At 74.0% G+C, this 24,363-nt stretch carries 24 protein-coding genes; 13 read left to right on the top strand and 11 right to left on the bottom strand.

The window, feature by feature from the left end:
* Positions 1–139 precede the first annotated feature (139 nt).
* Positions 140–2,281, top strand: a complete 2,142-nt coding sequence (locus tag ACIQOE_RS25755; RefSeq protein ID WP_365560805.1) for a SpoIIE family protein phosphatase — start codon at positions 140–142, stop codon at positions 2,279–2,281.
* Between the two features lie 34 nt (positions 2,282–2,315).
* Here the strand turns inward: ACIQOE_RS25755 and ACIQOE_RS25750 are convergent, their stop codons facing one another.
* A complete protein-coding gene (locus tag ACIQOE_RS25750) occupies positions 2,316–2,714 on the bottom strand; it encodes a hypothetical protein (RefSeq protein ID WP_351316962.1) in 399 nt (132 codons plus the stop codon).
* Between the two features lie 157 nt (positions 2,715–2,871).
* Positions 2,872–3,486: a peroxiredoxin-like family protein gene (locus ACIQOE_RS25745; protein ID WP_362640108.1), complete on the bottom strand. Its 615-nt coding sequence runs from the start codon at positions 3,484–3,486 to the stop codon at positions 2,872–2,874.
* 71 nt (positions 3,487–3,557) lie between these two features.
* Here ACIQOE_RS25745 and ACIQOE_RS25740 point away from each other — a divergent pair, with 71 nt between their 5' ends.
* The 6 genes from ACIQOE_RS25740 (at position 3,558) to ACIQOE_RS25715 (ending at position 8,458) form a co-directional block, all read left to right on the top strand.
* The gene (locus tag ACIQOE_RS25740) at positions 3,558–4,199 is read left to right on the top strand and encodes a TetR/AcrR family transcriptional regulator (protein ID WP_401413966.1); all 642 of its coding nucleotides are present in this window, start codon (positions 3,558–3,560) and stop codon (positions 4,197–4,199) included.
* A 72-nt stretch (positions 4,200–4,271) separates the two neighbouring features.
* Positions 4,272–5,303: a 2-dehydropantoate 2-reductase gene (locus ACIQOE_RS25735; RefSeq protein WP_401413964.1), complete on the top strand. Its 1,032-nt coding sequence runs from the start codon at positions 4,272–4,274 to the stop codon at positions 5,301–5,303.
* A gap of 291 nt (positions 5,304–5,594) precedes the next feature.
* Positions 5,595–5,933 carry a helix-turn-helix domain-containing protein gene (locus tag ACIQOE_RS25730; RefSeq protein WP_351316952.1) on the top strand — a complete coding sequence of 113 codons (339 nt, stop codon included), beginning with the start codon at positions 5,595–5,597 and terminating at the stop codon, positions 5,931–5,933.
* 234 nt (positions 5,934–6,167) lie between these two features.
* Positions 6,168–6,371 (top strand): cold-shock protein, encoded by a 204-nt coding sequence (locus ACIQOE_RS25725; RefSeq protein WP_010032345.1) that lies wholly within the window; start codon positions 6,168–6,170, stop codon positions 6,369–6,371.
* Between the two features lie 182 nt (positions 6,372–6,553).
* Complete coding sequence (locus ACIQOE_RS25720; RefSeq protein ID WP_365560817.1) at positions 6,554–8,041, top strand: DEAD/DEAH box helicase; 1,488 nt, start codon at positions 6,554–6,556, stop codon at positions 8,039–8,041.
* 129 nt (positions 8,042–8,170) lie between these two features.
* A complete protein-coding gene (locus ACIQOE_RS25715; RefSeq protein ID WP_351316946.1) occupies positions 8,171–8,458 on the top strand; it encodes an SCO5918 family protein in 288 nt (95 codons plus the stop codon).
* Between the two features lie 249 nt (positions 8,459–8,707).
* On the opposite strand, the gene ACIQOE_RS25710 is transcribed toward ACIQOE_RS25715, so the two are convergent.
* Positions 8,708–9,583, bottom strand: coding sequence for an LLM class flavin-dependent oxidoreductase (locus tag ACIQOE_RS25710; RefSeq protein ID WP_401413961.1), 876 nt, complete (start codon positions 9,581–9,583; stop codon positions 8,708–8,710).
* Between the two features lie 22 nt (positions 9,584–9,605).
* Positions 9,606–10,625 carry an aldo/keto reductase gene (locus ACIQOE_RS25705; RefSeq protein WP_401413959.1) on the bottom strand — a complete coding sequence of 340 codons (1,020 nt, stop codon included), beginning with the start codon at positions 10,623–10,625 and terminating at the stop codon, positions 9,606–9,608.
* A 185-nt stretch (positions 10,626–10,810) separates the two neighbouring features.
* Between ACIQOE_RS25705 and ACIQOE_RS25700 the strand changes: the two genes are divergently transcribed.
* The 3 genes from ACIQOE_RS25700 to ACIQOE_RS25690 all read left to right on the top strand — a co-directional run bounded on the left by ACIQOE_RS25700 (position 10,811) and on the right by ACIQOE_RS25690 (position 12,937).
* Positions 10,811–11,386 (top strand): TetR/AcrR family transcriptional regulator, encoded by a 576-nt coding sequence (locus ACIQOE_RS25700; RefSeq protein WP_365569100.1) that lies wholly within the window; start codon positions 10,811–10,813, stop codon positions 11,384–11,386.
* A 379-nt stretch (positions 11,387–11,765) separates the two neighbouring features.
* On the top strand, positions 11,766–12,440 hold the full coding sequence (locus ACIQOE_RS25695; protein ID WP_399011649.1) for a TOPRIM nucleotidyl transferase/hydrolase domain-containing protein: 675 nt from the start codon (positions 11,766–11,768) through the stop codon (positions 12,438–12,440).
* 29 nt (positions 12,441–12,469) lie between these two features.
* Positions 12,470–12,937 carry a VOC family protein gene (locus ACIQOE_RS25690; protein WP_365560829.1) on the top strand — a complete coding sequence of 156 codons (468 nt, stop codon included), beginning with the start codon at positions 12,470–12,472 and terminating at the stop codon, positions 12,935–12,937.
* A gap of 43 nt (positions 12,938–12,980) precedes the next feature.
* On the opposite strand, the gene ACIQOE_RS25685 is transcribed toward ACIQOE_RS25690, so the two are convergent.
* Both ACIQOE_RS25685 and ACIQOE_RS25680 read right to left on the bottom strand, forming a co-directional pair.
* Positions 12,981–13,841: an LLM class F420-dependent oxidoreductase gene (locus tag ACIQOE_RS25685; RefSeq protein WP_401413956.1), complete on the bottom strand. Its 861-nt coding sequence runs from the start codon at positions 13,839–13,841 to the stop codon at positions 12,981–12,983.
* 186 nt (positions 13,842–14,027) lie between these two features.
* The gene (locus tag ACIQOE_RS25680; RefSeq protein ID WP_401413954.1) at positions 14,028–15,077 is read right to left on the bottom strand and encodes a chitinase; all 1,050 of its coding nucleotides are present in this window, start codon (positions 15,075–15,077) and stop codon (positions 14,028–14,030) included.
* 209 nt (positions 15,078–15,286) lie between these two features.
* On the opposite strand from ACIQOE_RS25680, the gene ACIQOE_RS25675 reads away from it, so the two are divergent.
* A complete protein-coding gene (locus tag ACIQOE_RS25675) occupies positions 15,287–16,327 on the top strand; it encodes an NlpC/P60 family protein (protein ID WP_362170626.1) in 1,041 nt (346 codons plus the stop codon).
* A gap of 36 nt (positions 16,328–16,363) precedes the next feature.
* Here the strand turns inward: ACIQOE_RS25675 and gndA are convergent, their stop codons facing one another.
* Positions 16,364–17,803, bottom strand: a complete 1,440-nt coding sequence (gene gndA, locus ACIQOE_RS25670) for an NADP-dependent phosphogluconate dehydrogenase (RefSeq protein WP_401413951.1) — start codon at positions 17,801–17,803, stop codon at positions 16,364–16,366.
* 63 nt (positions 17,804–17,866) lie between these two features.
* On the bottom strand, positions 17,867–18,832 hold the full coding sequence (locus ACIQOE_RS25665; protein ID WP_401413950.1) for a zinc-binding alcohol dehydrogenase family protein: 966 nt from the start codon (positions 18,830–18,832) through the stop codon (positions 17,867–17,869).
* A gap of 135 nt (positions 18,833–18,967) precedes the next feature.
* Between ACIQOE_RS25665 and ACIQOE_RS25660 the strand changes: the two genes are divergently transcribed.
* Positions 18,968–19,408, top strand: a complete 441-nt coding sequence (locus ACIQOE_RS25660; protein ID WP_362640086.1) for a MarR family transcriptional regulator — start codon at positions 18,968–18,970, stop codon at positions 19,406–19,408.
* Positions 19,409–19,522: 114 nt separating this feature from the next.
* Positions 19,523–20,473, top strand: coding sequence for a glycoside hydrolase family 26 protein (locus ACIQOE_RS25655; protein WP_401413947.1), 951 nt, complete (start codon positions 19,523–19,525; stop codon positions 20,471–20,473).
* 34 nt (positions 20,474–20,507) lie between these two features.
* Here ACIQOE_RS25655 and ACIQOE_RS25650 read toward each other — a convergent pair whose 3' ends face one another.
* The 3 genes from ACIQOE_RS25650 to ACIQOE_RS25640 are packed head-to-tail and all read right to left on the bottom strand — an operon-like array spanning position 20,508 to position 24,359.
* Positions 20,508–21,803, bottom strand: coding sequence for a zinc ribbon domain-containing protein (locus ACIQOE_RS25650; RefSeq protein ID WP_401413945.1), 1,296 nt, complete (start codon positions 21,801–21,803; stop codon positions 20,508–20,510).
* On the bottom strand, positions 21,800–22,369 hold the full coding sequence (locus ACIQOE_RS25645; protein ID WP_351316905.1) for a phage tail protein: 570 nt from the start codon (positions 22,367–22,369) through the stop codon (positions 21,800–21,802). The genes ACIQOE_RS25650 and ACIQOE_RS25645 overlap by 4 nt, the downstream gene beginning before the upstream one ends.
* A gap of 28 nt (positions 22,370–22,397) precedes the next feature.
* The gene (locus ACIQOE_RS25640) at positions 22,398–24,359 is read right to left on the bottom strand and encodes a putative baseplate assembly protein (protein ID WP_351316902.1); all 1,962 of its coding nucleotides are present in this window, start codon (positions 24,357–24,359) and stop codon (positions 22,398–22,400) included.
* Positions 24,360–24,363 lie beyond the last annotated feature (4 nt).

The raw sequence follows: 24,363 nt of genomic DNA, 5'->3' as shown, positions 1-24,363 counted from the left end.
CCTGTGTTGCGGCATCGAGGTGGATGCATATTTCCTTGAATGGGTGGTATGCGTCACGCACCGTCGGGGGTGGACATCGGGGGTGACGGGAGACGGTACGGCGCGTGCCGTCCGCGGCACTCGACCGGAGGACGACGTCATGTGGCACCGTGCCCGGCCCAGGGGTGGTCCCCCGGTCGGGGACGCCCTGGGCGGGGCGCTGGCCCGTGCGGTGCGCCGGACGGGAGCGGCGATCGGCGGGGTGTACCTCATCGAGGAGCAGGCCGAGCTGCTGCGCCTGGTGTCGCTGTGCGGGCTGCCCGTCGACTTCACCGCGCCCTGGCAGCGCCTGGCGCTGACCGCTCCCGTCCCGGTCGCGGACGCGATCCGGGAGCACCGCCTGGTGTGGGTCGGCGGCCAGGACGAGATGGCCCGCCGCTATCCGCGGACGGCGGCCGTCCTGCCGTACCCGTTCGCGCTCGCCGCGGCGCCGTTGCGCGGGGCCCGGTGCTGCTGGGGCGGGCTGGTGCTGATGTGGCCCGCCGGGCATCCGCCCCGCGCCACCGCCCGCGAACGGCAGCACATCGCCACGAGCGCGCGCCGGCTGTCCCGGATCCTCGACGAAGCCCCGGGGCCTCTGATTCTGCCGGACCGGCCCGGCGTCGTACCCGTGGCGGCTCCGCGCCCTCCCGCCCGGACCGGGCCGAGCGCCGCCGCCGACTACCTGGACCGGCTCCCGGAGGGCGCCCTCGCGCTCGATCTGGAGGGCCGCGTCACGTTCGTCTCCGCGGCCGCCGCCCGGCTGCTGGGCCGGGACCCGGACGCGCTGCTGGGCACCCGGCCCTGGCGGTCCCTGCCGTGGCTGGACGACCTGCGGTACGAGGAGCGGTACCGCATGGCGGTCGTCAGCCGCACCCCCGTGTCCTTCAGCGCGCGCCGCCCGCCGGACCGGTGGCTCACCTTCCACCTGCACCCGGACCACCGCGGCATCAGCGTGCGCGTGGTCCCCGGCGCGCAGGACGCCGCGGCGCCGCCCGCCGCCGGCGAACCGGCCCCGGCCACGCCCGGCCGTCTCTTCCAGCTGGTGCACCAGGCGGTGGCGCTCACCGAGACGGTCACCACGCAGGACCTCGTGGAGCTGATCGCGGACCAGATCCTGCCCGCGTTCGGCGCGCAGGGGCTGCTGCTCAGCATCGCCGAGGCGGGCCGCCTGCGGATCGCCGGCCAGCACGGCTACCCCGCCGACATCGCCGAGCGCCTCGACGCGCTCCCCCTGGACACCGACCTCACGCCGGCCGGCCGGGCCCTGGCCACCGGCGTCCCGTCCTACTTCGGCAGCCCCGCCGAGCTGGCCCGCAGCCATCCCCGGGCCCCGCTGATCAGCGGAAAGCAGGCGTGGGCCGTCCTGCCCCTGGTGATCTCGGGACGCCCGGTGGGCTGCTGCATCCTGTCCTACGACCGCCCGCACACCTTCACCGCCGACGAGCGCGCCGTCCTGAGCCCGCTGGCCGGACTGCTGGCCCAGGCGCTGGACCGGGCCCGCGTGTACGACACCCAGCACCATCTGGTGCACCAGCTCCAGCAGGCGCTGCTGCCCCGCGGCCTGCCCGCGCTGCCCGGTCTGGACGTCGCCGCCCGCTACCTGCCGGCCGGGCACGGCATCGACGTCGGCGGCGACTTCTACGACCTGCTGCGCCTGGACGCCACCACCGCGGCGGCCGTCATCGGGGACGTGGAGGGGCACAGCATGGCCGCCGCCGCGCTGATGGGGCAGGTCCGCACCGCCATCCACGCCCACGCCACCGGCGGAGCCGCACCGGACCAGGTCATCGCCCGTACCAACCGGCTGCTCACCGACCTCTCCTCGGAGCTGCTGGTGACCTGCCTCTACGTCCATCTGGACCTGGTGAGCCAGGAGGTGACGCTGGCCAGCGCCGGTCACGCGCCGCCCCTGCTGCGTCCCGGGCCCGGCCGGGCGCACTCCCTCGACGTCGAGCCGGGACCGCCGCTGGGCGTGGCCACGGACGCCCGCTACCCGGTCACCCGGGCCGTGCTCCCGGCCGGCGCGGTCCTCGCCCTGTACACCGACGGTCTGATCGAACGTCCCGGTTGCGACGTCCTGCGTGCCACCGCCGGGCTGGCCGCCCATCTCGCCCACGCCCGCGTCCACGACCTGGAACGGCTCATCGACAGCCTCGTCCGGCACACCTGGCCGGACGGCGGCCACACCGACGACGTGGCGGTGCTCCTGCTGCGGACGGCGGGGGCGGCGGAACCCGGTGCGGGCGGCCACGGGCCGTAGGGGCGGGGCGGCCGGTGGTCGCCCGTTCCGGTGCTCAGCGGACCGGCGGGGCGTCCCCGCGCAGGGTGTCGGTCACGGCGGAGACGACCGCGGAGCAGACGAAGGCGGCCACCGCCACCAGCGCCACCCCGACCATGAACAGCCCGTCGCCGTCGCCCGACCAGTCGACGAAGGCGGCCAGTGCCAGTCCGGCGGTGGTACCGGCCACGGCCGCCGCGCTGTGTCCGCGGGCCGTCGCCCAGGCGACGGCGACCAGCAGGGTCAGGACGAGCCCGCCGACCTGCCAGCCCTCGTACGGTCCGCTCACCGATCCGTCGGGCCGCACGTCGTACCGCTGGTCCCAGCCGAGCCAGGCGGCCCAGGCCGCCACGGCCACCGCGGCGGGCACGAGCGCGGGCAGTGCTGCTCGAAGAACGGGCTTGTGAGGTCTCATGCGTCCAGCGTCGTGCGGGGCCCAGGCGCCGGACAGAGTCCGGATACTCAGATCGGTCCGAGTACGTGCCCGGCCGTGGGCCGTTCCGGGGGCCGTTCCGGCGGCGGCGTGCGGTGCCGCATGACGGCTGCGGTCGTAGCCACGGCTGCGGCCACGGCTACGGCTTGCCGGTGGCCGGGGAGGGTGCGGGAGGCGGTGCGGGCGCCAGGCGGGCGGCCAGGTCCAGGAGTTCGTCGACGGACCACTGGTCGTAGGCGTGTTCGCCGTGCCGGGCGGCGAGGACCCGGCCGTCGGGGGCGATGAGGAAGTCGGCGGGGAGGCCGAGCCGGCCGCCGTGCGGGCTGCGGGAGGGCAGGTGCTCGCGGCCCCGGACGACCTGCCCGACACCGCTCACCACCGCGCGGAGGATCGGCAGCCACGCGCGCGGGTCGAGCAGGGCGCGGGGCGAGCGTTCCACGCCGAACTCGCGGTACAGCCGTTTGTCCGGGTCGGCGACGACGGCGAACGGGAGGTCGGCGGTGTGCGGGCGCAGTTCCGCGGCCGGCGAGTGGAAGACGACGACCTCGCGTATCCCCGCGGCCGTGATCTCGTGGTGCCGCCGCACCACCGAGCGCAGGTGCAGGTTGCAGACCGGGCATCCGGCGAAGCGCCGGAACTGCAGGTGGACCGCGCGGGTGGCGTCGGGGACGGTGACGGGGTCGCCCAGGACGGTGGTGAGACTACGCGGGGGCACGGCGGAGCCGGGTGCCATCGGGCCACGGGGTGTGTTCATGACTGTTCCCCTCCGTAAGCGTACGGCATACGCCTACCAGGTTAGGCGTATGCCGTACGCTGTCAACCGCCATGCCACGACCGCGTTCCCTCGCCCCGGACCAGCTCGCCGCGACCGCCCTCGCCGTCATCGACCGCGAAGGGCTCACCGGACTGTCGATGCGCGCCGTCGCCAAGGAACTCGGCATGAGCACCATGGGGCTCTACCGGTACGTGCGCGACCGCGAGGAACTGGAGCGGCTCGTCGTGGAGCTGGTCCTGGGCGCCGTGGACACCGGGCCGCCGGATCCCGCCGCCGGATGGCGCGAGCGGATCACCGTCATGGTGCGGCGCATGCGCGACGCCGTGGGCGCCCATCCCGCGGTGGTCCCGCTGATCATCGCCCACCGCCACCGCTCCCTCGGGGTGCTGCGCTGGTCGGAGGCGGTGCTGGGAATCCTCGACGAGACGGGGATGGCGGGCGAGCGGCGGGTCGTCGCGCTGCGCGCCCTGCTCGGCCACCTCATCGGCGCCATCCAGCTGGAACACCTCGGCTCGCTGGCCGGAGCGGGCACGGTGGCCATCTCCGAACTGCCGCCCGACGCGTTCCCGCACATGGCCGCGACCGCCCGCACCGCCCGCACCGTCGACGCCGACCGGGAGTTCCTGGGCGGGCTCGCGATCCTGCTGGACGGCCTCGAAGGACTCACCGGCCCCGGTACCGCGGGCCGCTGACCGCACCCTCCGCGTGACACGGGCCGCCCGCACGTGAGTACGGTTGCTCACCCGCCTTCCGCAGGAGCCCCCATGTCCTCCGTACCTCCCGCCTCCCCCCGGTCCGGACCCCGTTTCGCCGTCCTCGGCGCCGGTGCCATCGGATGCCACGTGGGTGGCCATCTGAGCGCCGCCGGATACGACGTGACGCTCATCGGCAGGCCCGCCGCCATGGACGTGCTGCGCGAGCGCGGGCTGACCCTCAGCACCTCCGTGCGCCCGCCCGTCCGGCTCGCCCCGGAGCGGCTGACCCTGGCCACCGGGCCGGAGGCGGCGGCCGGCGCCGACTACGTGCTGGTCACCGTGAAGACCGCCGGCACCGCGGCCGCCGCCGAGGGCCTCGCCCCGCATCTCGGCCCCGGCGCGGTCGTGGTGAGCTTCCAGAACGGGCTGCACAACCCCGCCACCCTGCGCGCCGCGCTCCCCGGCCGTACCGTGCTGGCCGGGATGGTGCCCTACAACGTGGTGCAGTCCGAGCCGGGCACGGTGCACCAGGGCATGCCCGGCACGCTGATGACCGAGCCCGACGACCGGCTCGTCGCCGCCCTCCGCGCGGCGCGGCTGGCCGTGGCGGCGCGCACCGACATGTCCGAGGTGCAGCACGCCAAGCTGCTGCTGAACCTCAACAACGCGGTCAACGCCCTGTCCGGGCTGCCGCTCCGCGACCAGCTGGGCGAGCGTGACTACCGCCGCTGTCTCGCCCTGTGCCAGCGCGAGGCCCTCGCCGCCTACCGCGCCGCCGGGGTCGCCCCGGCCCGCCTCGGCCCCACCGCGCCCGCCGTCACCCCCTACGTCCTCGGCCTGCCCGACGGCCTCTTCCGGCGGCTGGCGGGCGCCACCCTGCGGATCGACGCGCACGCCCGCTCCTCGATGTGGGAGGACCTGCAACGCGGCCGGGCCACCGAGATCGACTCCCTCCAGGGCGAGATCGTCGCCCTGGCCGCCGCGCACGGACGGACCGCGCCCGCGAACGCCCGCCTGGTCGAGCTGGTCCACGCGGCGGAGGCCGCGCCGCGCACCTGGCGGGGCGCGGAGCTCTTCGCCGAGCTGCGGGCCGCCCGCTGACCGGACGGGCCGCGCGAGGGCCGCGGCCGGGCTCCGCGGGGCGGCGCGGAGCCCGGCGTCTTCGGCGCCGGCCGGGCGAATACGCCGAACGGAGCGATCACGTGCCGGGCGCCGGGCGACCGGCCGTGCGGGGCGCCGGTGTGACCGCCGACGGAAATCTGTCACGGCGGAGCCACATCTCCAGGGCTGCCGGAGTTAGGGTTGCCATGCGACGCGGATGGCGCCGGGTCCTCCGGAGACCGGCGCCAGGCCCGCCCCGGGCCCCCGCCGCGTCCTCGAAACGAAGGTGTCATGCCCGCTGAGAACGCCCCGGTCGCCGGCAACCTCGACGACGACGACTATCCCGCCTACACCATGGGACGAGCCGCCGCGGTTCTCGGCACCACCCCCGCTTTCCTCCGCTCCGTGGGCGAGGCGGGGCTGATCGCTCCGCTGCGTTCGCAGGGAGGTCACCGCAGGTACTCCCGCCGTCAGCTGCGCATCGCCGCGCGCGCCCGGGAGCTGGTGGACCAGGGCACTCCCGTCGAGGCCGCCTGCCGCATCATCTCCCTGGAGAACCAGCTGGCGGACGCCCTCCGGCTGAACCGCGACATCAGCCGGCGGCTCGGCGGATGCGCCACGGATACCTAGTCCCGCCGGTACAGAATTGCCCCCGCCGGCGGCATTAGAATCACCGTGCGGCACCGTAAACACATGGCCGCTTACAGCCTGTCTGTGTTAGCGTGATAGCAGTTGCAGTTTTGGTTGCCAGAGAAATTCTTTTCTTTGTAAAGCTTTCCGGAATCATTCCGGAGGGGTGATCATCGCGGCGACTCGGCTTCGTGAAGTGCGGAGTCCGGCACTGCCCCTCAAGGGAGATTCAATATGGCATCTGGCACCGTGAAGTGGTTCAACGCGGAAAAGGGCTTCGGCTTCATCGAGCAGGAGGGTGGCGGCCCCGACGTCTTCGCCCACTACTCGAACATCGCCACCTCGGGCTTCCGCGAGCTTCAGGAAGGCCAGAAGGTGACCTTCGACGTCACGCAGGGCCAGAAGGGCCCGCAGGCCGAGAACATCGTTCCCGCCTGAAGCTGACGCGATCCGCTGCGAGCCGTAAAGTTCGCGCGCGATTTCAGGCTGGGGCCCGCGCTCTTGGGGTGCGGGCCCCAGTTTTTGTCTTTTTTTCTCCGGCTCATTCTTGTGATTCCTCGTGCGGCCGTCCGCCCGCCGGCCGGAATTCCTCGATACGCCGCATCGAGGAAGGTTCCCCCATGAACCGCAGCCGCCGCACGGGCGGTAGTTCCGGACGCCACCGCACCGACCGGAGCACTGCCCACCCGGACCGCTCCCAGACGGCCCGCCAGGGCTCCGGCGCCGGCCGCAAGAACGGCCGCACCCAGCGTTCCGCTCCGGGTCGCCAGGAGTTCGCCCTGCCGGTCACCCTCACCGAGCCCCTGCCCGCCGTCGAGACGTTCGCCGAACTGGACATGCCCGAACGGCTGCTGACCGCGCTGCGCACCGAGGGCGTGACCGTCCCCTTCCCGATCCAGGCCGCCACGCTGCCGAACGCGCTGGCCGGCCGGGACGTCCTCGGCCGGGGCCGCACCGGCTCGGGCAAGACGCTCGCCTTCGGCCTGCCGCTGCTGGCCCGCCTGGACGGGCAGCGCGCCCAGCCCAAGCAGCCGCTCGCCCTGATCCTCGTCCCCACCCGGGAACTGGCCCAGCAGGTCACCGACGCGCTCACCCCCTACGCCCGCGCCCTGCGGCTGCGGCTCGCCACCGTGGTGGGCGGCATGTCGATAGGCCGTCAGATCAGCAGCCTGCGGGCCGGTGCCGAGGTCGTCGTCGCGACGCCCGGCCGCCTGCGCGACCTGATCGAGCGGGACGCCTGCCGGGTGGACCAGGTCGGCATCGCCGTCCTCGACGAGGCCGACCAGATGGCCGACATGGGCTTCATGCCGCAGGTGACCGCCCTGCTCGACCAGGTGCCCGCCGGCGGGCAGCGGCTGCTGTTCTCCGCCACCCTGGACCGGAACATCGACCTCCTGGTCCGCCGCTACCTCCACGACCCCGTCGTGCACTCGGTCGACCCGTCCGCGGGCGCGGTCACCACCATGGAGCACCACCTGCTGCATGTGCGCGACGCCGACAAGGAGACGGCGGCCACCGAGATCGCCGCCCGGGACGGCCGCGTGCTGATGTTCCTGGACACCAAGCACGCGGTGGACCGGCTGGCCAAGCGGCTGCTCGCCGTCGGCGTCCGGGCCTCGGCCCTGCACGGTGGCAAGTCCCAGTCGCAGCGCACCCGGACCCTCGCCCAGTTCAAGGACGGGCACGTCTCGGTCCTGGTCGCCACCAACGTCGCCGCCCGCGGCATCCACGTCGACGGCCTCGACCTCGTCGTCAACGTCGACCCGCCCGCCGACCACAAGGACTACCTGCACCGCGGCGGCCGTACCGCCCGCGCCGGTGAGACCGGGACCGTCGTCACCCTCGTCCTGCCGCACCAGCGGCGTGCGGTGGACCGCCTGATGACGGACGCCGGGATCACCGCGCGTGCCGTCCAGGTCCGCCCCGGCGAGGACGAACTGCACCGCATCACCGGCGCCCGCACCCCCTCGGGCGTGCCCGTCACCCTGCCCGCGCCGAGCGTCGCCACGCCGCGCGAAGGCACCCGGTCCGCAGGCCGCGGCCGCGGTCGCGGAGGCCGGTCGGCCGCCGCCCGGACCCGCCGGGCCACCTCACGGACCGACTCGTAGCCGAAGGAGGACCAGCTCACGGCCGGAGCGCGGGGCCACACCCCGGGCGTTCGCACCCTCACTCCCTGACAGCCGTCCGCACCCCCCGTCCCCCGCCGCGCCCCGCGGTCGCCCCCTGAGGAGGCATCCATGCGTGTCGTCATCGCCCGTTTCCCGTTCGACCTGACCAAGAGTGAGGTCGAGCACTCGATGAGCAGCCACACGCCCGAACCCGTCACCGGTGTCGGCGTGACCATCGACGGCCGCCTCTACCCGGTGATGCAGGTCGGCGAGGTGGTCACCCGGCAGAACCGCCGTGACTTCACGGCGCTCGAGATGCGCCGCGCGCTGACCCGGCTCGGCTTCACCTGCCACGACGCCAGCCCGGTGACACCGCCCCAGGCGGCGCGGGCCGACGAGGACGTCCTCGGCTGGTGACGTCCGCCCGGCCGGCCTCGCGCGGGGCGCGGCTCGTGGATTGGAACGCCCGGGATGTGGCACCCGGCTCTTGAGCGGGCCGGATTCCGGTGCGATCGGGCGGCGGTTCAGCAGTGAGACGCCACCGAGCGCCGCGGCACGTCCCGCTCAGCCGGTTGTCGCCGTGGGGCTGCCCGGCGACAACCGGTGCGCCGGGTGCGGCCCGCTGCTGCCGGGCCCCCGGGACCGGCGTCCGTGGACCGTGCCGGCTCAGGACTCCTTGGTGATGAGTTCGTCCGCCACCCAGTGCGCGACCTCCTGCGGGTAGGGCGCCGGCAGGCCGAGGACGAGGTGCCGGAAGCCGGCGTCCAGCGCCTCGGCGATCGCGGCGCGGGTCGTCTCCGGCCGGTCGTAGGAGACCGGGAGATGGACCGAGCGGGTGATCTCGGCCGGGTCGCGGCCGATCTCCGTGCAGTAGCGGTCCAGGAGGGCGCTGCGCCGGACGCAGTCCTCGATGTCACCGCCCGGGATGTTCCACAGGTCGGCGTGTTCGGCGGCCACCCTCAGGGTCGCGGCCGAGCGCCCGCCGATCAGGACCGGCGGATGAGGGCGCTGGACGGGCTTGGGGCTGGCGAATGCCCCGGTGAGCCGGTGGTGGGTGCCGTGGAAGTCGAAGGGCTCGGTGGCCGTCCACAGGCGGCGGATCAGCGCGCATGCCTCGGCCAGGCTCTCGACGGCCTGCGCGGGCGGGGTGAAGGGCAGGCCGTACGCCGGGTACTCGCGGCGCGCCTCGGGCGGGTTCGGCCGGGAGCCGACACCGATGCCGAAGTCCAGCCGGCCGCCGGAGACCACGTCGACGGTCGTGGCGATCTTCGCGAGCATCGCGGGCGGCCGGAAGCGGTTGCTGGTCACCAGGAGCCCCAGGCGCAGCCGTCGGGTCCGGGCGGCCAGGGCGGACAGCAGCGTCCAGCCCTCGAATATAGGCCCGTCGGGGTCGCCGCCGATCGGCATGAGGTGGTCGAAGAGCCAGGCGTGCTCGATCTCGGGTGTCCGGTCCGCCTCCTCCCAGACCCGCAGGACGTCGTCGTAGGACACCTGCATCGGAGCGGTCATGATCCCGAACCGGGGTGGGGTCGTGGATGTCATGGGATGGCCTTCCTGCCGCCGGTCAGCGGCGGCGCAGTGCCGGGTCGAGCAGGGCGGGCGGGGTGTCGTGCTTCTCGTGGGCGGCCAGGTCGGTGCCGGGCGCGACGATCGCGTCGATCGCGTCGAGGACGTCGGCGGGGAGCACCGTGTCGGCGGCGGCGAGCTGGGAGTCCAGGTGGTCGCGGGTGCGGGGGCCGATGAGGGCACTGGTGACGGCGGGGTGCGCGGTGACGAAGCCGAGCGCGAGCTGGATCAGGGTCAGTCCGGCCTCCTCGGCCACGGCGGCGAGCCGCTCCACGGCGTCGAGCCGGGCCTGGTTGGCGGGCAGGGCGAGGTCGAAGCCCTCGGGGCGGAGCCTGGACCGGCTGGTGGTGATGGACCGGCCCTTGCGCACGGCTCCCGAGAGCCATCCCGAGGCGAGCGGGCTCCACGCCAGCACGCCCATCCCGTACTCCTCGGTCACCGGCAGCACGTGGGCCTCGATGCCGCGCTGGAGGATGGAGTAGCTGGGCTGTTCGGTGACGTAACGGCTCAGGCGGCGCTCGTGGGCCGTCCACTGGCCCTGCACGATCCGGTACGCGGGGAAGGTCGAGGAGCCGAAGTGGCGGATCTTCCCGGCGCGTTGCAGATCGGTCAGCGCCGACAGGGTCTCCTCGTCGCTCGTGGCCGGGTCCCAGCGGTGTATCTGGTAGAGGTCCACGTGGTCGACGCCGAGCCGGCGGAGGCTGTTCTCCAGCTCGGTGACCAGCCAGCGCCGGGAGGCGCCGCGGTGGTTGCGCTCGTCGCCCATCGGCAGGCCCGCCTTCGTGGCCAGCACGACGTCGTCCCGGCGGCCGGCGATCGCCTTGCCGACCATCTCCTCCGACTCGCCCTGGCCGTACATGTCGGCGGTGTCGATCAGGTTGATCCCGGCCTCCAGAGCGGCGTCGACCATCGCCGTGGCCTCCGCCTGCGTGGTGCGGCCGATCGCGCCGAAGTTCATCGCGCCGAGCGCGAGCGCGCTGACCTGCACACCGGTACGGCCCAAGGTGCGGTACTGCATGACCGGATCTCCTTCGCATGACGTGACGCGGCCACCCGACGCGACGAGGGCGCGGTCCGGGCCACGGACGGACAGACAAGCGGGACGACGTCCCGTTTCATGTCTCCGACGATACGGAACGCTGTCCCGTTTAGCAACGCCCCGATAGGGTGACAGCGCAGGGAGCACCCGAGGGAGGACGGTCGATGAAGGACGAGGAGCAGGCGGTACGGCCCCGCCGGGCGGACGCCCGGCGCAACGAGACGACCCTCCTGGAGGCCGCCGCGGCGGCGTTCGTGGCGGCGGGAGTGGAGGCACCGGTACGCGACATCGCGGCCCGTGCGGGCGTCGGCACGGCGACCATCTACCGGCACTTCCCGACCCGCTCGGACCTGATCATCGCCGTCTACCGGCACCAGGTGGAGGCCTGCGCCGAGGCGGGCCCCGCCCTGCTGACCGAGGCCGCCGGTCCGTACGAGGCGCTGCGCCGCTGGATCGACCTCTTCGTGGACTTCCTGGTCACCAAGCACGGGCTGGCCGGTGCGCTGCGCTCCGACCAGACGGGCTTCGACACCCTGCACGCCTACTTCCTGGACCGCCTGGTCCCCGTCTGCACCCGGCTCCTGGACGCGGCGGCCGCGTCCGGCGAGATCCGCACCGAGCTGACCGCCGTCGAGCTGATGCGCGGCGTCGGCAACCTCTGCATCGGCGCGGAGAACGACCCCGGCTACGACGCCCGCCGCCTGGTGTCCCTCCTCGTCACGGGGCTGGGCCGGGGATGAGGTCCCTGGCGTGAGCGGCCGTTGCGAGGTCTGCGGCGACCCGATCGAAAGCGGCGGCGGCCCCGGCCGTACGGCGTCGTACTGCTCGGCGGCCTGTCGCCGGCGGGCCTGACGGGAGCGGCGCCGGACGGACGGCGTGCCACCGGCCGGGGAACTGCTCACGGACCTCGGGGACCGGCTGGGACGGGAACCGGAGCGGGGAGCGGGCGGCCCCGAAGCCGAAGCCGCCGCAGGCGCGGCACCTGGGTCAACGCGGCCGCCGGGATGTTCCCGAGCTGACGGCGCCCGACCGCCGTCCGGGAGCACGCGGTGGCGCCCGGCCCGCGCGGCGGCGGAAATTCCCTGGCACCCGCGCACGGGCCGGACGGAGACTCGTGCCATGGCGGACATGAGCGCGTTCCGGGACGCGGTGACCGGCTGGGCGGCCGGCGGCGGCGAGGCCGAGACAGCGGCGGGGCGGTCGGCCGGGCGGCTGGGCGACCTGCTGGGCGTGCGGGTCGCCGTCCTGCTCGAAGGGCCGAGCGATGTCGCCGCCGTCGGTGCGCTGGCCGCGCGGCGCGGGCGGGATCCGGCGGCCGAGGGGGTGTGCGTGCTGTCGATGGGCGGCGCGATGAACGCCGGACGCTACGCCCGGCTGCTGGGGCCGCCCGGCCTGGGGCTGCGGCTGGCCGGGCTGTGCGACGAGCGGGAGTGGCCGTACTACGCCCGTGGCCTGGAGCGGGCCGGTGCCGGGCCGCACGGGTTCTTCGTCTGTGCGGCCGACCTGGAGGACGAGCTGATCCGCGCCCTCGGTCCGCCACGGGTCGCGGAGCTGATCCGGGCCGAGGGCGACGAGCGTGCCCTGCGGACCTTCCTCAACCAGCCCGCCCAGCAGGGCCGCAGCCCGCGGCAGCAGCTCCGCCGCTTCCTCGGCACGAAGAAGGGACGGAAGATCCATTACGGCCGGGTCCTGGTCGAGGCCCTGGACCCCGGGCGGGTGCCCGCGCCGCTGGACGGGCTGCTCGACGCGCTGCTCGACGGCGCGCCCGAGGGCCGGGGCGCCGGCCGGGGGTGAGTGTCAGACCCGTCTGCGAGGCTCCGGTCATGGAGACGACACCACGACCGGCCCTGGACCTGACGATCGACTGCGCCGACCCGCCGAGGCTGGTGGCGTTCTGGAGCGAGGCACTGGGATACGTGCCGGAGCCGCCGCCCGCCGGGCACGCCACCTGGCGGGCGTACTGGTCGGCGATCGGCGTGCCCGACGAGGAGCTGCCCGAGGGGGCGGGCGACGCCCCGGAGTCGATCGTGGACCCGGACGGGCGGGGGCCCCGGGTGTGGTTCCAGCAGGTTCCCGAGGCCAAGACCGTCAAGAACCGGATCCACCTGGACCTGCGGGTGGGCGGCGGCCGCGGTGTCCCGCTCCCGGTCCGCACCCGGCGGGTCGACGCCACCGTGGCGAGACTGGTCGAGGCGGGCGCCGCCGTGCTCCGGGTCACGGACGAGCCGGACGACGGACAGTACGCCGTCCTGCTGCGCGACCCGGAGGGCAACGAGTTCTGCGTCGTCTAGGAAGTCGTCTGGGAAGTCGTCCAGGAATCGGGGACGGGCCCGGCTAGCCGCCCAGTCCCAGGGCCGCCGCCAGCGCCCGGTACCCCGGCAGCGGGTCGGTGTCCGCGGGGTGCAGGAGCTGGAGGGCGACGTGGTCGGCGCCCGCCTTGTGGTGGGCGCGGACGCCTTCCGCGACCCGGGCCGCGTCGCCGTGCAGGATGAGCGCGTCGAAGAGCCGGTCGCTGCCGCCGTCCGCGAAGTCGGCGTCGTCGAAGCCGAGGCGGCGGAGGTTGCCGACGTAGTTGGTGAGGTTCAGGTAGAAGCCGAGGGTGGCGTCGCCGATCGCGCGGGCCCGGCCGCGGTCGGTCTCCAGGACCACCTTCTGCTCGGGCGCCAGGACCGGCCCGGGGCCGAGGATGTCGCGGGCCCCGCGGGTGTGGTCCGGAGTGACCAGGTAGGGGTGCGCGGCGGCCGTGCGCTCGCCCGCCAGGCGCAGCACCCGCGGGCCGAGGGCCGCCAGGGCGCGGCGGGACACCGGGACACCGCCGTCGTCGAGGACGTCCAGGTAGTCGTTCAGGGCCTGGTACGGCCGGACGAACTCCTTGGTCGCCTCCGGGTGGCCCGCGCCGACGCCCAGCAGGAAGCGGTCCGGGTGGTGCGCGGCGATCCGGCGGTACGAACGGGCCACCCGGTCGGCCGGGTTGGACCAGATGTTCACGATGCCGGTGGCCACGACCAGGGTCTCGGTGGCGTCCAGCAGCCGTTCGACCACGGTCAGCTCCGGGTCGGTGACGTTGCCGAGCCACAGCGTGCCGTAGCCGAGCCGTTCCAGCTCGACGGCGAGCTCCGGCTCGGTGTCCGCGTGCCGCCACGCGCCGACGGCACCGAGGTCGATCTTGTGCGTGTCATCCGTGATCTCGTCCATACAACGCACAACCGGGCACCGCCGACGACTATTCCGATCGCCATCGAAATAATCCCGGCGGGCGGGCGCCGGCCCCCGTGGACGGGTCCTGGCCGAGTGCCGGTGGTGCGCCGGCACGGCGCGGACCCGTCCGGGCGGCCCGGGGGCACGGAGGGCGCGGGGGAACCGCCGGTCGCGGCGGAGTGGTTACCGGCGCTGGGCGAAGCGGGCGAAGGTGTGGCTGAACTGCCAGGTGTCCTGGGCGGTGCCGGAGCAGGAGTTGGAGCCGCCGGTGCCGACGCAGCCGCCGTTGTCGCGCTGGAGCGCCCAGAGGGAGAGGGTGTCGATGCCCCGGGCGGCGGCCCAGTGCTCGACGTCCACGGCGTTCTGGGTGGTGAAGGTCTCCGCGGGGCCGTAGTCGTCGATGCCGGGCATCTCGGTGACGCCGATCGTGCCCCACAGCTCCCTGGAGCTCTGGTGCGGGTGGAGGGCGGCGAGCTGGGCGTGCAGGCCCTCGGCCGCGGTCCTGGTGTCGGCGGCCATGTCGTGGGTGGCGCCGTCGTAGTAGTCGAAGGTCATGATGTTGACGACATCGACACGGGCGTGGTGGGCGACGGCGTTCTGGAGGACGGCCAGGCCGGCGGCCGTCAGGCCCTTGGTGGTGGTCGGCAGGGTGTAGGAGAACTGGAGCGGGTGGCCGGTGCGGTCGGCCCAGTGCTCGGCCTTGGCGATCGCCTGGTTGCGGCGGTCGACGCCGGCGGTGTCGGCGAGGGAGTCGGCCTCGATGTCCAGGTCGATGCGGGAGATGCCGTACGTCGTGACGAGCTTCTCGTAGACCCCGGCGATGGCGTCCACGTCGGTGCAGCTGTCGGCGAGTTCGGTGCCGGTGGTGTCGGCCGCGTAGCCGCCGAAGGACGGGATGGCGTTGCCGCCGCGGGCCTGGAGGGCGGATATGTCGGCGCCGAACGTCGAGCGGGCGACCGGCATGGTGGCGTCGCCGTTCCAGTCGGCGGTGCAGGAGCCGGCGGCGGGCGTCTGGAGGAAGGCCAGGGTGAGGTACTTGTTGCCGGACTCGGCGGCGAGCGCGGCGGGGCTCTCACCGGTCCAGGCCTCGAAGTAGGGGGCCGCGACCCGGGTGGGCATGGGCTTCGCGGCGTGCTGAGGGGAGGCGTGCGCGGCGCCCGTTCCGAGACCGACGAGCGCGGTGGACAAGGCAGTTGCGGTCAGGGCGGCCTGCAGTGCACGAGTGCGTCTCATGGACGCCCATAGTTGGACTAGACCAATTGAGTGTCAAGGTTCTTTACGATCCCCAGACCCTCCGCGCCCCCTTCTGTTCGATGTGACGTCAAGAGGCGCTCCGCTCCGAGCAGTTACGGCCAAGAATTTTCATGCGAAGATTTGAACCGACCATAAGAGAGTCATTAGGGTCTGTAACCCGAACCTCTGCTCGGAAGGAGATCGCCTCCGTGGCGTTCCACCGTCGTCCCAAGCAGCCGAGCCGCGCTCGGGTCACCGTGCTCACCACGGCCGCCGCTGCCGCCGTCGCCCTCTCCTCGCAGGCCGCGAACGCCGCGCCCGGCGAGAAGCCCAGCAAGGACGAGGTGAAGTCCCGGGTCGACAAGCTGTACGAGCAGGCCGAGCAGGCCACCGAGAAGTTCAACGGGGCCCAGGAGAAGCAGGACAAGCTCCAGAAGCAGATATCCGCGCTGCAGGACTCGGTCGCCCGCGGCCAGGACGAGCTGAACGAACTGCGGGACGGCATCGGCTCCATGGCCACCGCCCAGTACCGCAGCGGCGGCCTCGACCCCTCGCTCCAGCTGTTCCTGTCCGCCGACCCGGACGACTACCTGGACAAGGCCTCCACCCTGGACCAGCTCAGCGGCCAGCAGGTCGAGACGCTGAAGAAGATCCAGGCCAAGCAGCGCGAGCTGGCGCAGGAGCGGGCGGAGGCCACCGGCAAGCTCAAGGACCTGGCCGCCACCCGCACCGAACTCGGCGCGAAGAAGAAAGAGGTCCAGGCCAAACTGGCCCAGGCGCAGAAGCTGCTGAACAGCCTCACCGCCGCCGAGAAGGCCGCGCTCGCCGCCGAACAGGACCGCGCGAGCCGCTCCTCCAGCGAGCGGGTGGACCTCGGCAGCGACACCTCCGCCACCGGCCGGGCCGCCGCCGCCTTCGCCGCCGCCAAGACCAGGCTCGGCACGCCGTACGTGTACGGCGCCACCGGTCCGTCCTCCTTCGACTGCTCGGGCCTGACCTCCTGGGCGTACGCGCAGGCCGGGGTCTCCATCCCGCGCACCTCGGAGTCGCAGACGACGATCGGCACCAGGATCTACTCGACGTCCGGCCTCCAGGTCGGCGACCTGGTCTTCTTCTTCAACGACCTGCACCACGTGGGCCTGTACGCGGGCAACGGGCAGATCCTGCACGCCCCGCGCACCGGCACGGTCGTCCGCTACGAGTCGATGTCCACCATCGGCGGGCCGTTCATGTTCGGCGTCCGCGTCTGAATCGGTGTCCCGGGGATGCCCCTCGCGGGGCGCTCCTCAGCCCGCCGTCTCAGGGCGGCCCGCCGTCGCCCAGTGGGTGTGGAAGGCGCCGGCGCGGTCGACGCGACCGTAGGTGTGCGCGCCGAAGTAGTCGCGCTGGCCCTGGAGGAGCGCCGCCGGGAGCCGCGGTGACCGCAGGGTGTCGTAGTGGGCCAGGGCCGCGGAGAACGCCGGGACGGGGATGCCCCGGCGGGCCGCCGAGGCCACCGTCTCCCGCCACGGCACCTGCGCGGCGGCGATCTCCCGTGCGAACTCCCGCTCGGCCAGCAGGCTGACGAGGTCCGGTTCGGCCCCGTAGGCCGCGCGGATCCGGTCCAGGAAGGACGCGCGGATGATGCAGCCGCCCCGCCAGATCCGGGCCACCGCGCCGAGGTCGATCTTCCAGCCGTACTCGGCCGCCGCGTCCTGGATCATCGTCCAGCCCTGGTCGTAGGCGATGACCTTCGAGGCGTACAGGGCGTGTTCGACGCGGGAGGCGAAGCGGTCGGCCTCGGTGGTGCTCAGCGCGGGCGTGGTGCCGCCGGGCAGCCCGGCGTAGGCGGCGCGCAGTGCGCGGCGGCCGGAGGCGGCGCGGGCGAAGGTGGCCTGGGCGATGGCGGTGACCGGTGAGGCGAGGTCCAGCGCGGTCTGGACGGTCCAGCGGCCGGTGCCCTTCTGCCCGGCCGCGTCGGCGACGACGTCGACGAACGGTGCGCCGGTGGCCGCGTCCACGTGGGCGAGCACGTCCGCGGTGATCTCGATGAGGTAGGAGCCGAGCCGGCCCGCGTTCCACTGCCGGAAGACGTCCGCGATCTCGGCCGGGGCGTAGCCGCCGACCTGGCGGAGCAGGTCGTAGGCCTCGGCGATGAGCTGCATGTCGGCGTACTCGATGCCGTTGTGGACCATCTTCACGAAGTGCCCGGCGCCGTCCGCGCCGACGTGCGTGGCGCACGGCTCGCCGCCGACCTTGGCGCTGATGTCCTCGAACATCGGCCCGAGGACGGCGTACGACTCCGCGGAGCCGCCCGGCATGACCGACGGCCCGTGGAGCGCGCCCTCCTCGCCGCCGGACACCCCGACCCCGACGAAGTGCAGGCCCTTCTCGCGCAGGGCGGCCTCGCGGCGGCGGGTGTCGGCGAAGTGGGCGTTGCCGCCGTCGATGAGGATGTCACCGGGTTCCAGGAGCGGCACGAACGCGTCGATGACGGCGTCGGTGGCGGCGCCCGCCTGCACCATGATCATGAGCCGCCGGGGGCGTTCGAGGGCGGCGACGAGGTCCGCGGCGGTCTCGGCACCGACGAACGTGCCCTCGTGGCCGTACTCCTCGACCAGGGCGCGGGTGCGGGCGGGTGTGCGGTTGTGGACGGCGACCGGGTAGCCGTGCCGGGCGAAGTTCCGGGCGAGGTTGCGGCCCATCACTCCGAGGCCGGTCACGCCGATGGCTGCGGATGCGTGCACGGGGGACTCCGATCTGCGGACGAACGCTGTCCCCGCAAGTACGGCCGGACGCGGGCCCGGTGTTCAGCCGGCGGTCATCGTCAGGACGATCCGGCGGCCGGGCTCGACGGGCGCGGTCCAGGCCTCCTCGACCTGGGACAGCGGCACCGGGACGGCGTCGGCGGTGACGGTGCCCCGGGTGATCTCGGCCATCAGGGAGGGCAGTTCGGCGACGATCCCGCGGGCGGTGACGGAACCCTGGCCGCTGCCCATGAACCGCAGGTCGGCGGCGCGCAGCCAGGCGGAGGGCAGGGTGATCTCCGGTCCGGCCAGGGAGCCGATCTGGATCCAGGCCAGCGGGGCGCTGCGGTCGGCGCGGCGGGTGAGGACGGCCGGGACGGCCCGCTCGGTGGGTGCGCCCCAGGTGTAGTCGATGACGACGTCGACGTCCGCGGCGGCCTCGCCGAGCCGGGCGAAGTCCTGGTCCGGGTCCCCGGCCAGCGAGACCACGTCGGTGGCGCCGAGGCCGGGGAGCAGGTCAAGGCGGCGCGGGTCGCGGCCGGCGGCGACGATCCGGGCGGCCCCGAGGTGCCGGGCGATCTGTACGGCGGCCCGGCCGGCGTTGCCGGTGGCGCCGAGGACCAGGACGCTCTGCCCGGCCCGGAAGGTGATCCGGCGGCGCAGCGCCACCCAGGAGGACATGGCGGGGTTGACGGCCGCGGCGATGGTCACCGGGTCGGCGCCGGCGGGCAGCGGGACGGACCGGCGCGGGTCGACGAGGGCCTGCTCGGCCATGGTGCCGGGGACCTCGTCGTCGGCGACGAAGTAGACGAGGTGCCCGTCGGGCAGCCGGCCCACGCCGTCGACGCCGGGGATCAGGGGGAGCCGGCCGTCGCTGGTGTAGTGGGTGCCGGAGGCGCCGGAGCGGACCCGGGGGTGCAGGCCGGCGGCGACCATCTCCACCGGCAGCCGGCCCTCGGCGGGTCCGGGCGCCGGGAACTCCTCGTAGCGGGGTGCGTGGTCGAACGAGCGGACGACAGCTGCGCGCATGGTGACTCCTCCGTCGCGGATCGGGCCCGTCGGGGCCGCCTCCAGATTTAGTACGTGGCACCAATCAAATTAGTTCGCGGCACATACCAAGTCAAGTGGTTGGCACCACGTACTAATCCTCGTAGGATGGCGATCATGTCGGACGAACCGCGGACAGAGGCGGACCTGGGGATCGTGGACAGCCTCGCCCAGCTGTCGTTCCTGGTGCAGGCGGCGCTCGGGAAGGTGGCGGCCGAGCACGGCCTGTCGATCGTCCAGCTGCGGCTGCTCGGCGTGCTCCGCGACCGCACGCCCGGCATGCAGGAGCTGGCCCGCCACCTGGGCCTGGACAAGTCGAGCATGACCGGCCTGGTCGACCGCGCCGAACGCCGTGACCTGGTCCGCCGCTCCCCCTCCCCGCACGACCGTCGCAGCACCCTGGTGGCGATCACCCCGGAGGGGCGGCGGCTGATGCGGAGCTGCGAGACCGAGGTCGAGCAGCAGATCCGCGACCTCACCGCGCACCTCACCGAGGACCAGCGCGACCGGCTCTCGCTGCTCGCGTCCGCCCTGGTCGGCCACCACACCCCGCTCTGACCGCCGGGCCCGGACGCGCGGAGGCCACGGCGCCCGGCGGCGTGTTCCTCGCACAGCAGTCCAAGATGCCCACACCGGGCAACTCGCCCGTGCCGAACGGCCAGACTGCACCCCATGGCACGTCTGAGGTTCCTCCTGGCCGCCGCGCTGGCCGCGCTCCTCCTCGTCCCCGCCTCCCGCCCGGAGACCCCGCGGCCCGCCGCGCCGGGCCCCTTCGGGGCGTACGTCGGCTACGGCGGTGAGGGCGTGCGCCGGGTGAGCGCGCTCGGCGACTGGCTGGGGCACGAGGAACCCCGGGTCGGGCACACCTACTTACCCGGTGACGTGTGGCGGAACATCGAGGGCGCCCCCGGCTTCGTCCGGCTGTGGGCCGACTGGCGGCGGGCCGCACCGGACCGGCTCCTCGTCCTCAACGTGCCGATGCTGGAACGGACCGAGGCCCACCTGCCCGACGCCGAGGTGCGCCGGCAGCTCGGCCTCGGGGCGCGGGGACGGTACGACGGGCACTTCCGGACGCTGGCCCGGCGGCTGGTGTCGGTCGGCGCGCCGGACACCGTCGTGGTGCTCGGCTGGGAGATGAACGGGGACACCTACACCCACCGCTGCAGCCCGGACCCGGCCGCGTGGAAGGCGTACTGGGCGCGGATCGTCACGGCGATGCGGTCGGTGCCGGGCCAGCGGTTCCGGTTCGACTTCGCGCCCAACCGGGGGCGGGACGCGATCCCCTGGCCCCGGTGCTACCCGGGCGACCGGTACGTGGACGTCATCGGCATGGACGCCTACGACGCCCCGCGCGGCCTGGCCTTCGAGGACCAGGTCGACGAGCCGTACGGGCTGCGCGCGCAGGCCGCGTTCGCCCGCGCGCACGGCAAGCCGGTCTCCTATCCCGAGTGGGGGCTGTACGAGAACGGCGACGACCCGGCATACATGGAGGGCATGGTGCGGTGGTTCACCGCCCACCGCCCGCTCTACCAGACCATCACCGACTACTGCCCCCACGGAGTCTGGACCTGCCACGGCAACCCCAGATCCACGAAGGTCTACCGGGCCCTGATGCGCAAGTAGCGCCGGGCTCCCCGTGGGAGAGACCGGCGCGTGGTCACGAGGAGTTCGCGCTCGACGGGCCGAAGAACTCGATCTCGGCGATGGCCACCTGGGTGGCGGCCGAGGCCTGGTAGGAGGACTCGATCGTGAAGCGGACCGAGACGACGTTCTGCGCACGGAAGTTGCGGGTCTGGCCGCCGGCCGCCTGGTCGAGGGTGATCTCCCGGGTCTCTGTCTTGCCGTCGGACGTCTTGACGGTCGCCTTCATCCGGTGCGGCAGGGCCGACTTCTTCAGCTGGTCGTAGTGGGTCGACTCACCGGCGGTGACGACGATGTTCAGCAGGCGCGTCGGTTCGCTGAACCGGGCCTCGATCCACTCGCCCTCGCCGGGCCCCGTCACCCCCGGCCCCCACCAGGTGTTGTTGAGCTTGTCGAAGAGCAGGTCGGGCTTGTGCCCGGCGTACGAGCGGGACGCGCTGACCTTGTCCGGGGAGACCTGGGCGCGCTTGGCGAAGTGGTCGCGGGTGGCGCTCACCGCGTTCGGGATGTTGAACGCCAGGATGGAGACGAGCGTCACCACGACCGCCGCCATGATCCAGGTCAGCACCCGGTCGAAGGCACGGCGCAGCCGCGGCCGGTCGCCGGCCCACGGGGTCTCCCGGTTGCGGAAGTCGAAGATGCGGCGCCACCAGGGACGCGGAGCCGAGGGGTCGGCGTGGCCGGTGCCGGCCATCGGCATCGCGCACCGGGTGCAGAAGTGCCGGTCGGGCCGGTTGGGGGTGGCGCACCAGGGGCAGGGCGTGCCGCCGAGGGCGCCGAGGTCCTCGCCGGGGGCGCGGACGGTCTCGGGGCGCTGGGGCGTGGGGCGGCCGGGGAGGACGGGGGACACGGTCGCGGGCGCCGGGGCGGGCGGGGTGGGGTCCGTCACCGGGACGAGGAGACGCCGGGCCCGGTCCTGGTCGCCCTCGGCGGGCGGCGCCTGCGGGGCCTGCGCGGGCTGCGGGACGGTGTCGGTGGCGGGGGCCTGCGGGGCGGCGGGGGCCGGGGCGGGCGCGGGGAGCGGGGTGGTCTCGGCCGTGGGCGACGTCGCCGCGGGCACGGCCTGGTCGCGCTCGCGCGGCGGCAGCCGTACGTCCGTCTCGGCACCGCGCCCCGGAGCCGGCGCCGTCGCCGCCGCGGCGGCCGCCCAGCTCGGTACGGCCGGAGCCGACGCCGCCGCCGCGGCCGCGGCCGGCTGCTGCGGGGCCGCGTCGGCGGCGGCCCACGTCAGTACCGAACCGCAGGAGTCGCAGAAGGACTGCCCCGGTTCGGCGACCGTGCCGCACTCCGTGCAGTTCCGGTTGGTCGTCATCGCTGCGGGGTCCTTTCGGCGGACGAGGAAGAAGCGGTCACCTGGACCGTGTACGGCATGTGAGCGGGACGGGCGGCGGCCACGAGGTGTTCCAGACGGACCTCGTCGGCCGGGGTCGGGGAGGGCAGCGCGAGGTGGACGTGCAGACGCGGGCGGGGCAGGCCCGGGAAGGGGCCCAGCGGGCGGGCGTTCCACTCGGCGCCGCCGCTCTCCGTGATGTCCGGGGTCACGCCGAAGGCCAGCCGGACCGTCTCCGACAGGCCGAGCCGGGTGCCCCGGATGCGGTGCAGGTAGGCGGCCGCCGCGACGGCCGCGCGGAGCAGGGGCTCCGGTTCGGTGCCGTCCGTCTCGGCGCCGACCCAGGTCCCGATCCACTCCGCGAAGTCCAGCGGGGCCAGCGCCGGGTCGAAGTAACTGGGCAGGCAGTCGAGGACGTTCGGGATCGGCGCGATCACGTCGTCCAGGCCGGCGACGAAGCGCAGCGCCAGGTCGTCGTCGGCGAAGACCGCCGGGAGCATCGCGCCGATGGGCACGGAGGAGCCGAGCCCGTCGATGGAACCTCTCAACGGACACCCCCCTCAGGGACGTTGACGTTCATTCGCCGATCACCCGGACCCGGTGGTCGAAGGAGAAGACCAGGGACGGGGCGTCCAGGTCGATGCGGTCGGTCGGGTCGCCGCGCTTGCCGGTGAGCGGGTCGGCGGGGTGCAGCACGACCTCGTCGACGAGTTCGACGCCGGGGACCCGCTGGAGCACCGCGAAGACCTCGCCGGACTGCACCGGGCGCCCGAACGGCCAGCCCTTGCCGTCCGCGCCGCCGGTCAGCGGGTCCAGGTGGCGGTAGAGGGCGTCGTGGGCCTGGTGGCGGACCCGGTCGACGTCCACACCGCGGAAGGCGTGCACGGTGGCGGCCACCGTGACGCCCTGGTAGAAGGGCGGCCCGACCGCCAGCCGGGTCCCGATCAGCCGCCGTTCGTCCAGATAGCGGGTGATGCGGTCCAGCAGGGCGTCGCCGGGGACCAGTTGCTCGAAGCGGAGCCGGCCGCCGGGGTCCGGGACCGCCTGCGGCACCACCAGCACCCGTACCGCGTACGAGCCGTGCTCGCCCTCCTCGCCCTCCAGGCAGGTGATCCGGGCCGTCTCGGGGGCGGCGCGGCGGGCCAGTTCCTCGTAGTCGCGCAGGGTCACCGCGCGTTCCTGGGCGCGCAGGGTGATCGGGGCGCGGACCTTGGCCTCGCCGACCGTCTCGCCGTCCACCCCGCCGCGCGCGGCCTCCCGGTTGACGACCTCCGCCACGTACGGGATGGAGGAGCGCAGGATCTGCACCGCGCCGCGCGCCACGTTGCCGTCCCGGCCGCCGCCCGTGCGGTAGCGGCGGGCCCGGATGACCGCGCCCTTCGGGGCCACCGTGCCGTACTGGCGCAGCGAGCCGTCCGGTTCGCGGACCGCGGGACCGAAGGCGATCTCCCCGGTCGTCGCGTCCAGGGTGAGGTGCCGGTCCTCGGGGCCCGAGGCCGCGAAGTGCGGGACGACCTGCCAGTCCACCCAGCCGGCCTCGCCGTCGTGCTCGGCGGTCTGCAGGAGCAGCGGCGGGGTGTCCCCGACGACGGGCGCGTGCGCGAGCCGCAGGCGCTGGCCGGGCAGGCCCGTCGACTCGCCGAGCGCCTCGTCCTCCACGGTCTCCGCGTGCACCGCGGCGGTGGTGCCGCCGACCGTGCAGGCCTCGACGAACCGGACCGTCGGCGAGGTGGTGTAGAAGGGCTGGTCGGTGCGCGGCTCGGTGACCCGGCAGCGCAGCCAGCTCGCCTCCAGGCCGCCGTTGCGGGACAGCACGTGCCCGCCGGGGACGTGCAGGACGACCTCGCCGGGCCGGTTGAGGCCACCGGTGCCGTCCCGGTCGACCTCGCACTCCTTCCAGCCGTCCTCCGTCCACGCCTCCCAGACCAGCGGCGGCTGCCGCGGGTCCACGCCGACACCGTCGACCCGGCTGTCCAGGTCCAGGGCGACCGCGCAGTGCGGGACGGCGGCGGACAGGCCGAGCAGCATGCAGTCACCGGGGTTCGGGGCCTCGGTGAAGCACAACAGGTCCTTGCCCTCGGCGAGTTCATGGGTGAGGTCGACGACGGCGGAGCCCTCCTGCTGCCGCAGCAGGTGCCGCAGCTCGCTCGGCACGATGGTCAGGTCGCGCTCGGTCGCGAAGACCACCGCCTCCTGGGTCTCGGTACGGCGGGTCGCCACCTCGGTGCCCACCGGCACCGGCACCGGTTCCTCCTGGGCCGCCGACAGCCAGAACGTCACCTCGGTGCGGGCCGCGGACGGCGGGAACAGCGTGATGCCGACCAGGTCGAGGAAGGCCAGGTGGTTCTTCTCCGGGACCCGGTTGAGGCGGTACACGATCTGGTCGGCCATGTGCGCGACCGTCTCCACCAGCGTGATGCCGGGGTCGGAGACGTTGTGGTCGGTCCACTCCGGGGCGCGCTGCTGGATATAGCGCTTGGCGTCGTCGACGAACTGCTGGAAGCGGCGGTCGTCGAGGTTCGGGGAGGGCAGGGCCATCGGG

Origin of the sequence: Streptomyces sp. NPDC091282 (assembly GCF_044757385.1) — a bacterium.
In the GTDB taxonomy this organism is placed as follows: Bacteria; Actinomycetota; Actinomycetes; order Streptomycetales; family Streptomycetaceae; genus Streptomyces; species Streptomyces gramineus.
This window is presented reverse-complemented; position numbering and strand designations above follow the sequence as displayed.

Coding starts and splice junctions, on each gene's coding strand:
- ACIQOE_RS25755 (WP_365560805.1), top strand. CDS start 140: ATGTGGCACCGTGCCCGGCCCAGGGGTGGTCCCCCGGTCGGGGACGCC.
- ACIQOE_RS25750 (WP_351316962.1), bottom strand. CDS start 2,714: ATGAGACCTCACAAGCCCGTTCTTCGAGCAGCACTGCCCGCGCTCGTG.
- ACIQOE_RS25745 (WP_362640108.1), bottom strand. CDS start 3,486: ATGAACACACCCCGTGGCCCGATGGCACCCGGCTCCGCCGTGCCCCCG.
- ACIQOE_RS25740 (WP_401413966.1), top strand. CDS start 3,558: ATGCCACGACCGCGTTCCCTCGCCCCGGACCAGCTCGCCGCGACCGCC.
- ACIQOE_RS25735 (WP_401413964.1), top strand. CDS start 4,272: ATGTCCTCCGTACCTCCCGCCTCCCCCCGGTCCGGACCCCGTTTCGCC.
- ACIQOE_RS25730 (WP_351316952.1), top strand. CDS start 5,595: ATGCCCGCTGAGAACGCCCCGGTCGCCGGCAACCTCGACGACGACGAC.
- ACIQOE_RS25725 (WP_010032345.1), top strand. CDS start 6,168: ATGGCATCTGGCACCGTGAAGTGGTTCAACGCGGAAAAGGGCTTCGGC.
- ACIQOE_RS25720 (WP_365560817.1), top strand. CDS start 6,554: ATGAACCGCAGCCGCCGCACGGGCGGTAGTTCCGGACGCCACCGCACC.
- ACIQOE_RS25715 (WP_351316946.1), top strand. CDS start 8,171: ATGCGTGTCGTCATCGCCCGTTTCCCGTTCGACCTGACCAAGAGTGAG.
- ACIQOE_RS25710 (WP_401413961.1), bottom strand. CDS start 9,583: ATGACATCCACGACCCCACCCCGGTTCGGGATCATGACCGCTCCGATG.
- ACIQOE_RS25705 (WP_401413959.1), bottom strand. CDS start 10,625: ATGCAGTACCGCACCTTGGGCCGTACCGGTGTGCAGGTCAGCGCGCTC.
- ACIQOE_RS25700 (WP_365569100.1), top strand. CDS start 10,811: ATGAAGGACGAGGAGCAGGCGGTACGGCCCCGCCGGGCGGACGCCCGG.
- ACIQOE_RS25695 (WP_399011649.1), top strand. CDS start 11,766: ATGGCGGACATGAGCGCGTTCCGGGACGCGGTGACCGGCTGGGCGGCC.
- ACIQOE_RS25690 (WP_365560829.1), top strand. CDS start 12,470: ATGGAGACGACACCACGACCGGCCCTGGACCTGACGATCGACTGCGCC.
- ACIQOE_RS25685 (WP_401413956.1), bottom strand. CDS start 13,841: ATGGACGAGATCACGGATGACACGCACAAGATCGACCTCGGTGCCGTC.
- ACIQOE_RS25680 (WP_401413954.1), bottom strand. CDS start 15,077: ATGAGACGCACTCGTGCACTGCAGGCCGCCCTGACCGCAACTGCCTTG.
- ACIQOE_RS25665 (WP_401413950.1), bottom strand. CDS start 18,832: ATGCGCGCAGCTGTCGTCCGCTCGTTCGACCACGCACCCCGCTACGAG.
- ACIQOE_RS25660 (WP_362640086.1), top strand. CDS start 18,968: ATGTCGGACGAACCGCGGACAGAGGCGGACCTGGGGATCGTGGACAGC.
- ACIQOE_RS25655 (WP_401413947.1), top strand. CDS start 19,523: ATGGCACGTCTGAGGTTCCTCCTGGCCGCCGCGCTGGCCGCGCTCCTC.
- ACIQOE_RS25650 (WP_401413945.1), bottom strand. CDS start 21,803: ATGACGACCAACCGGAACTGCACGGAGTGCGGCACGGTCGCCGAACCG.
- ACIQOE_RS25640 (WP_351316902.1), bottom strand. CDS start 24,359: ATGGCCCTGCCCTCCCCGAACCTCGACGACCGCCGCTTCCAGCAGTTC.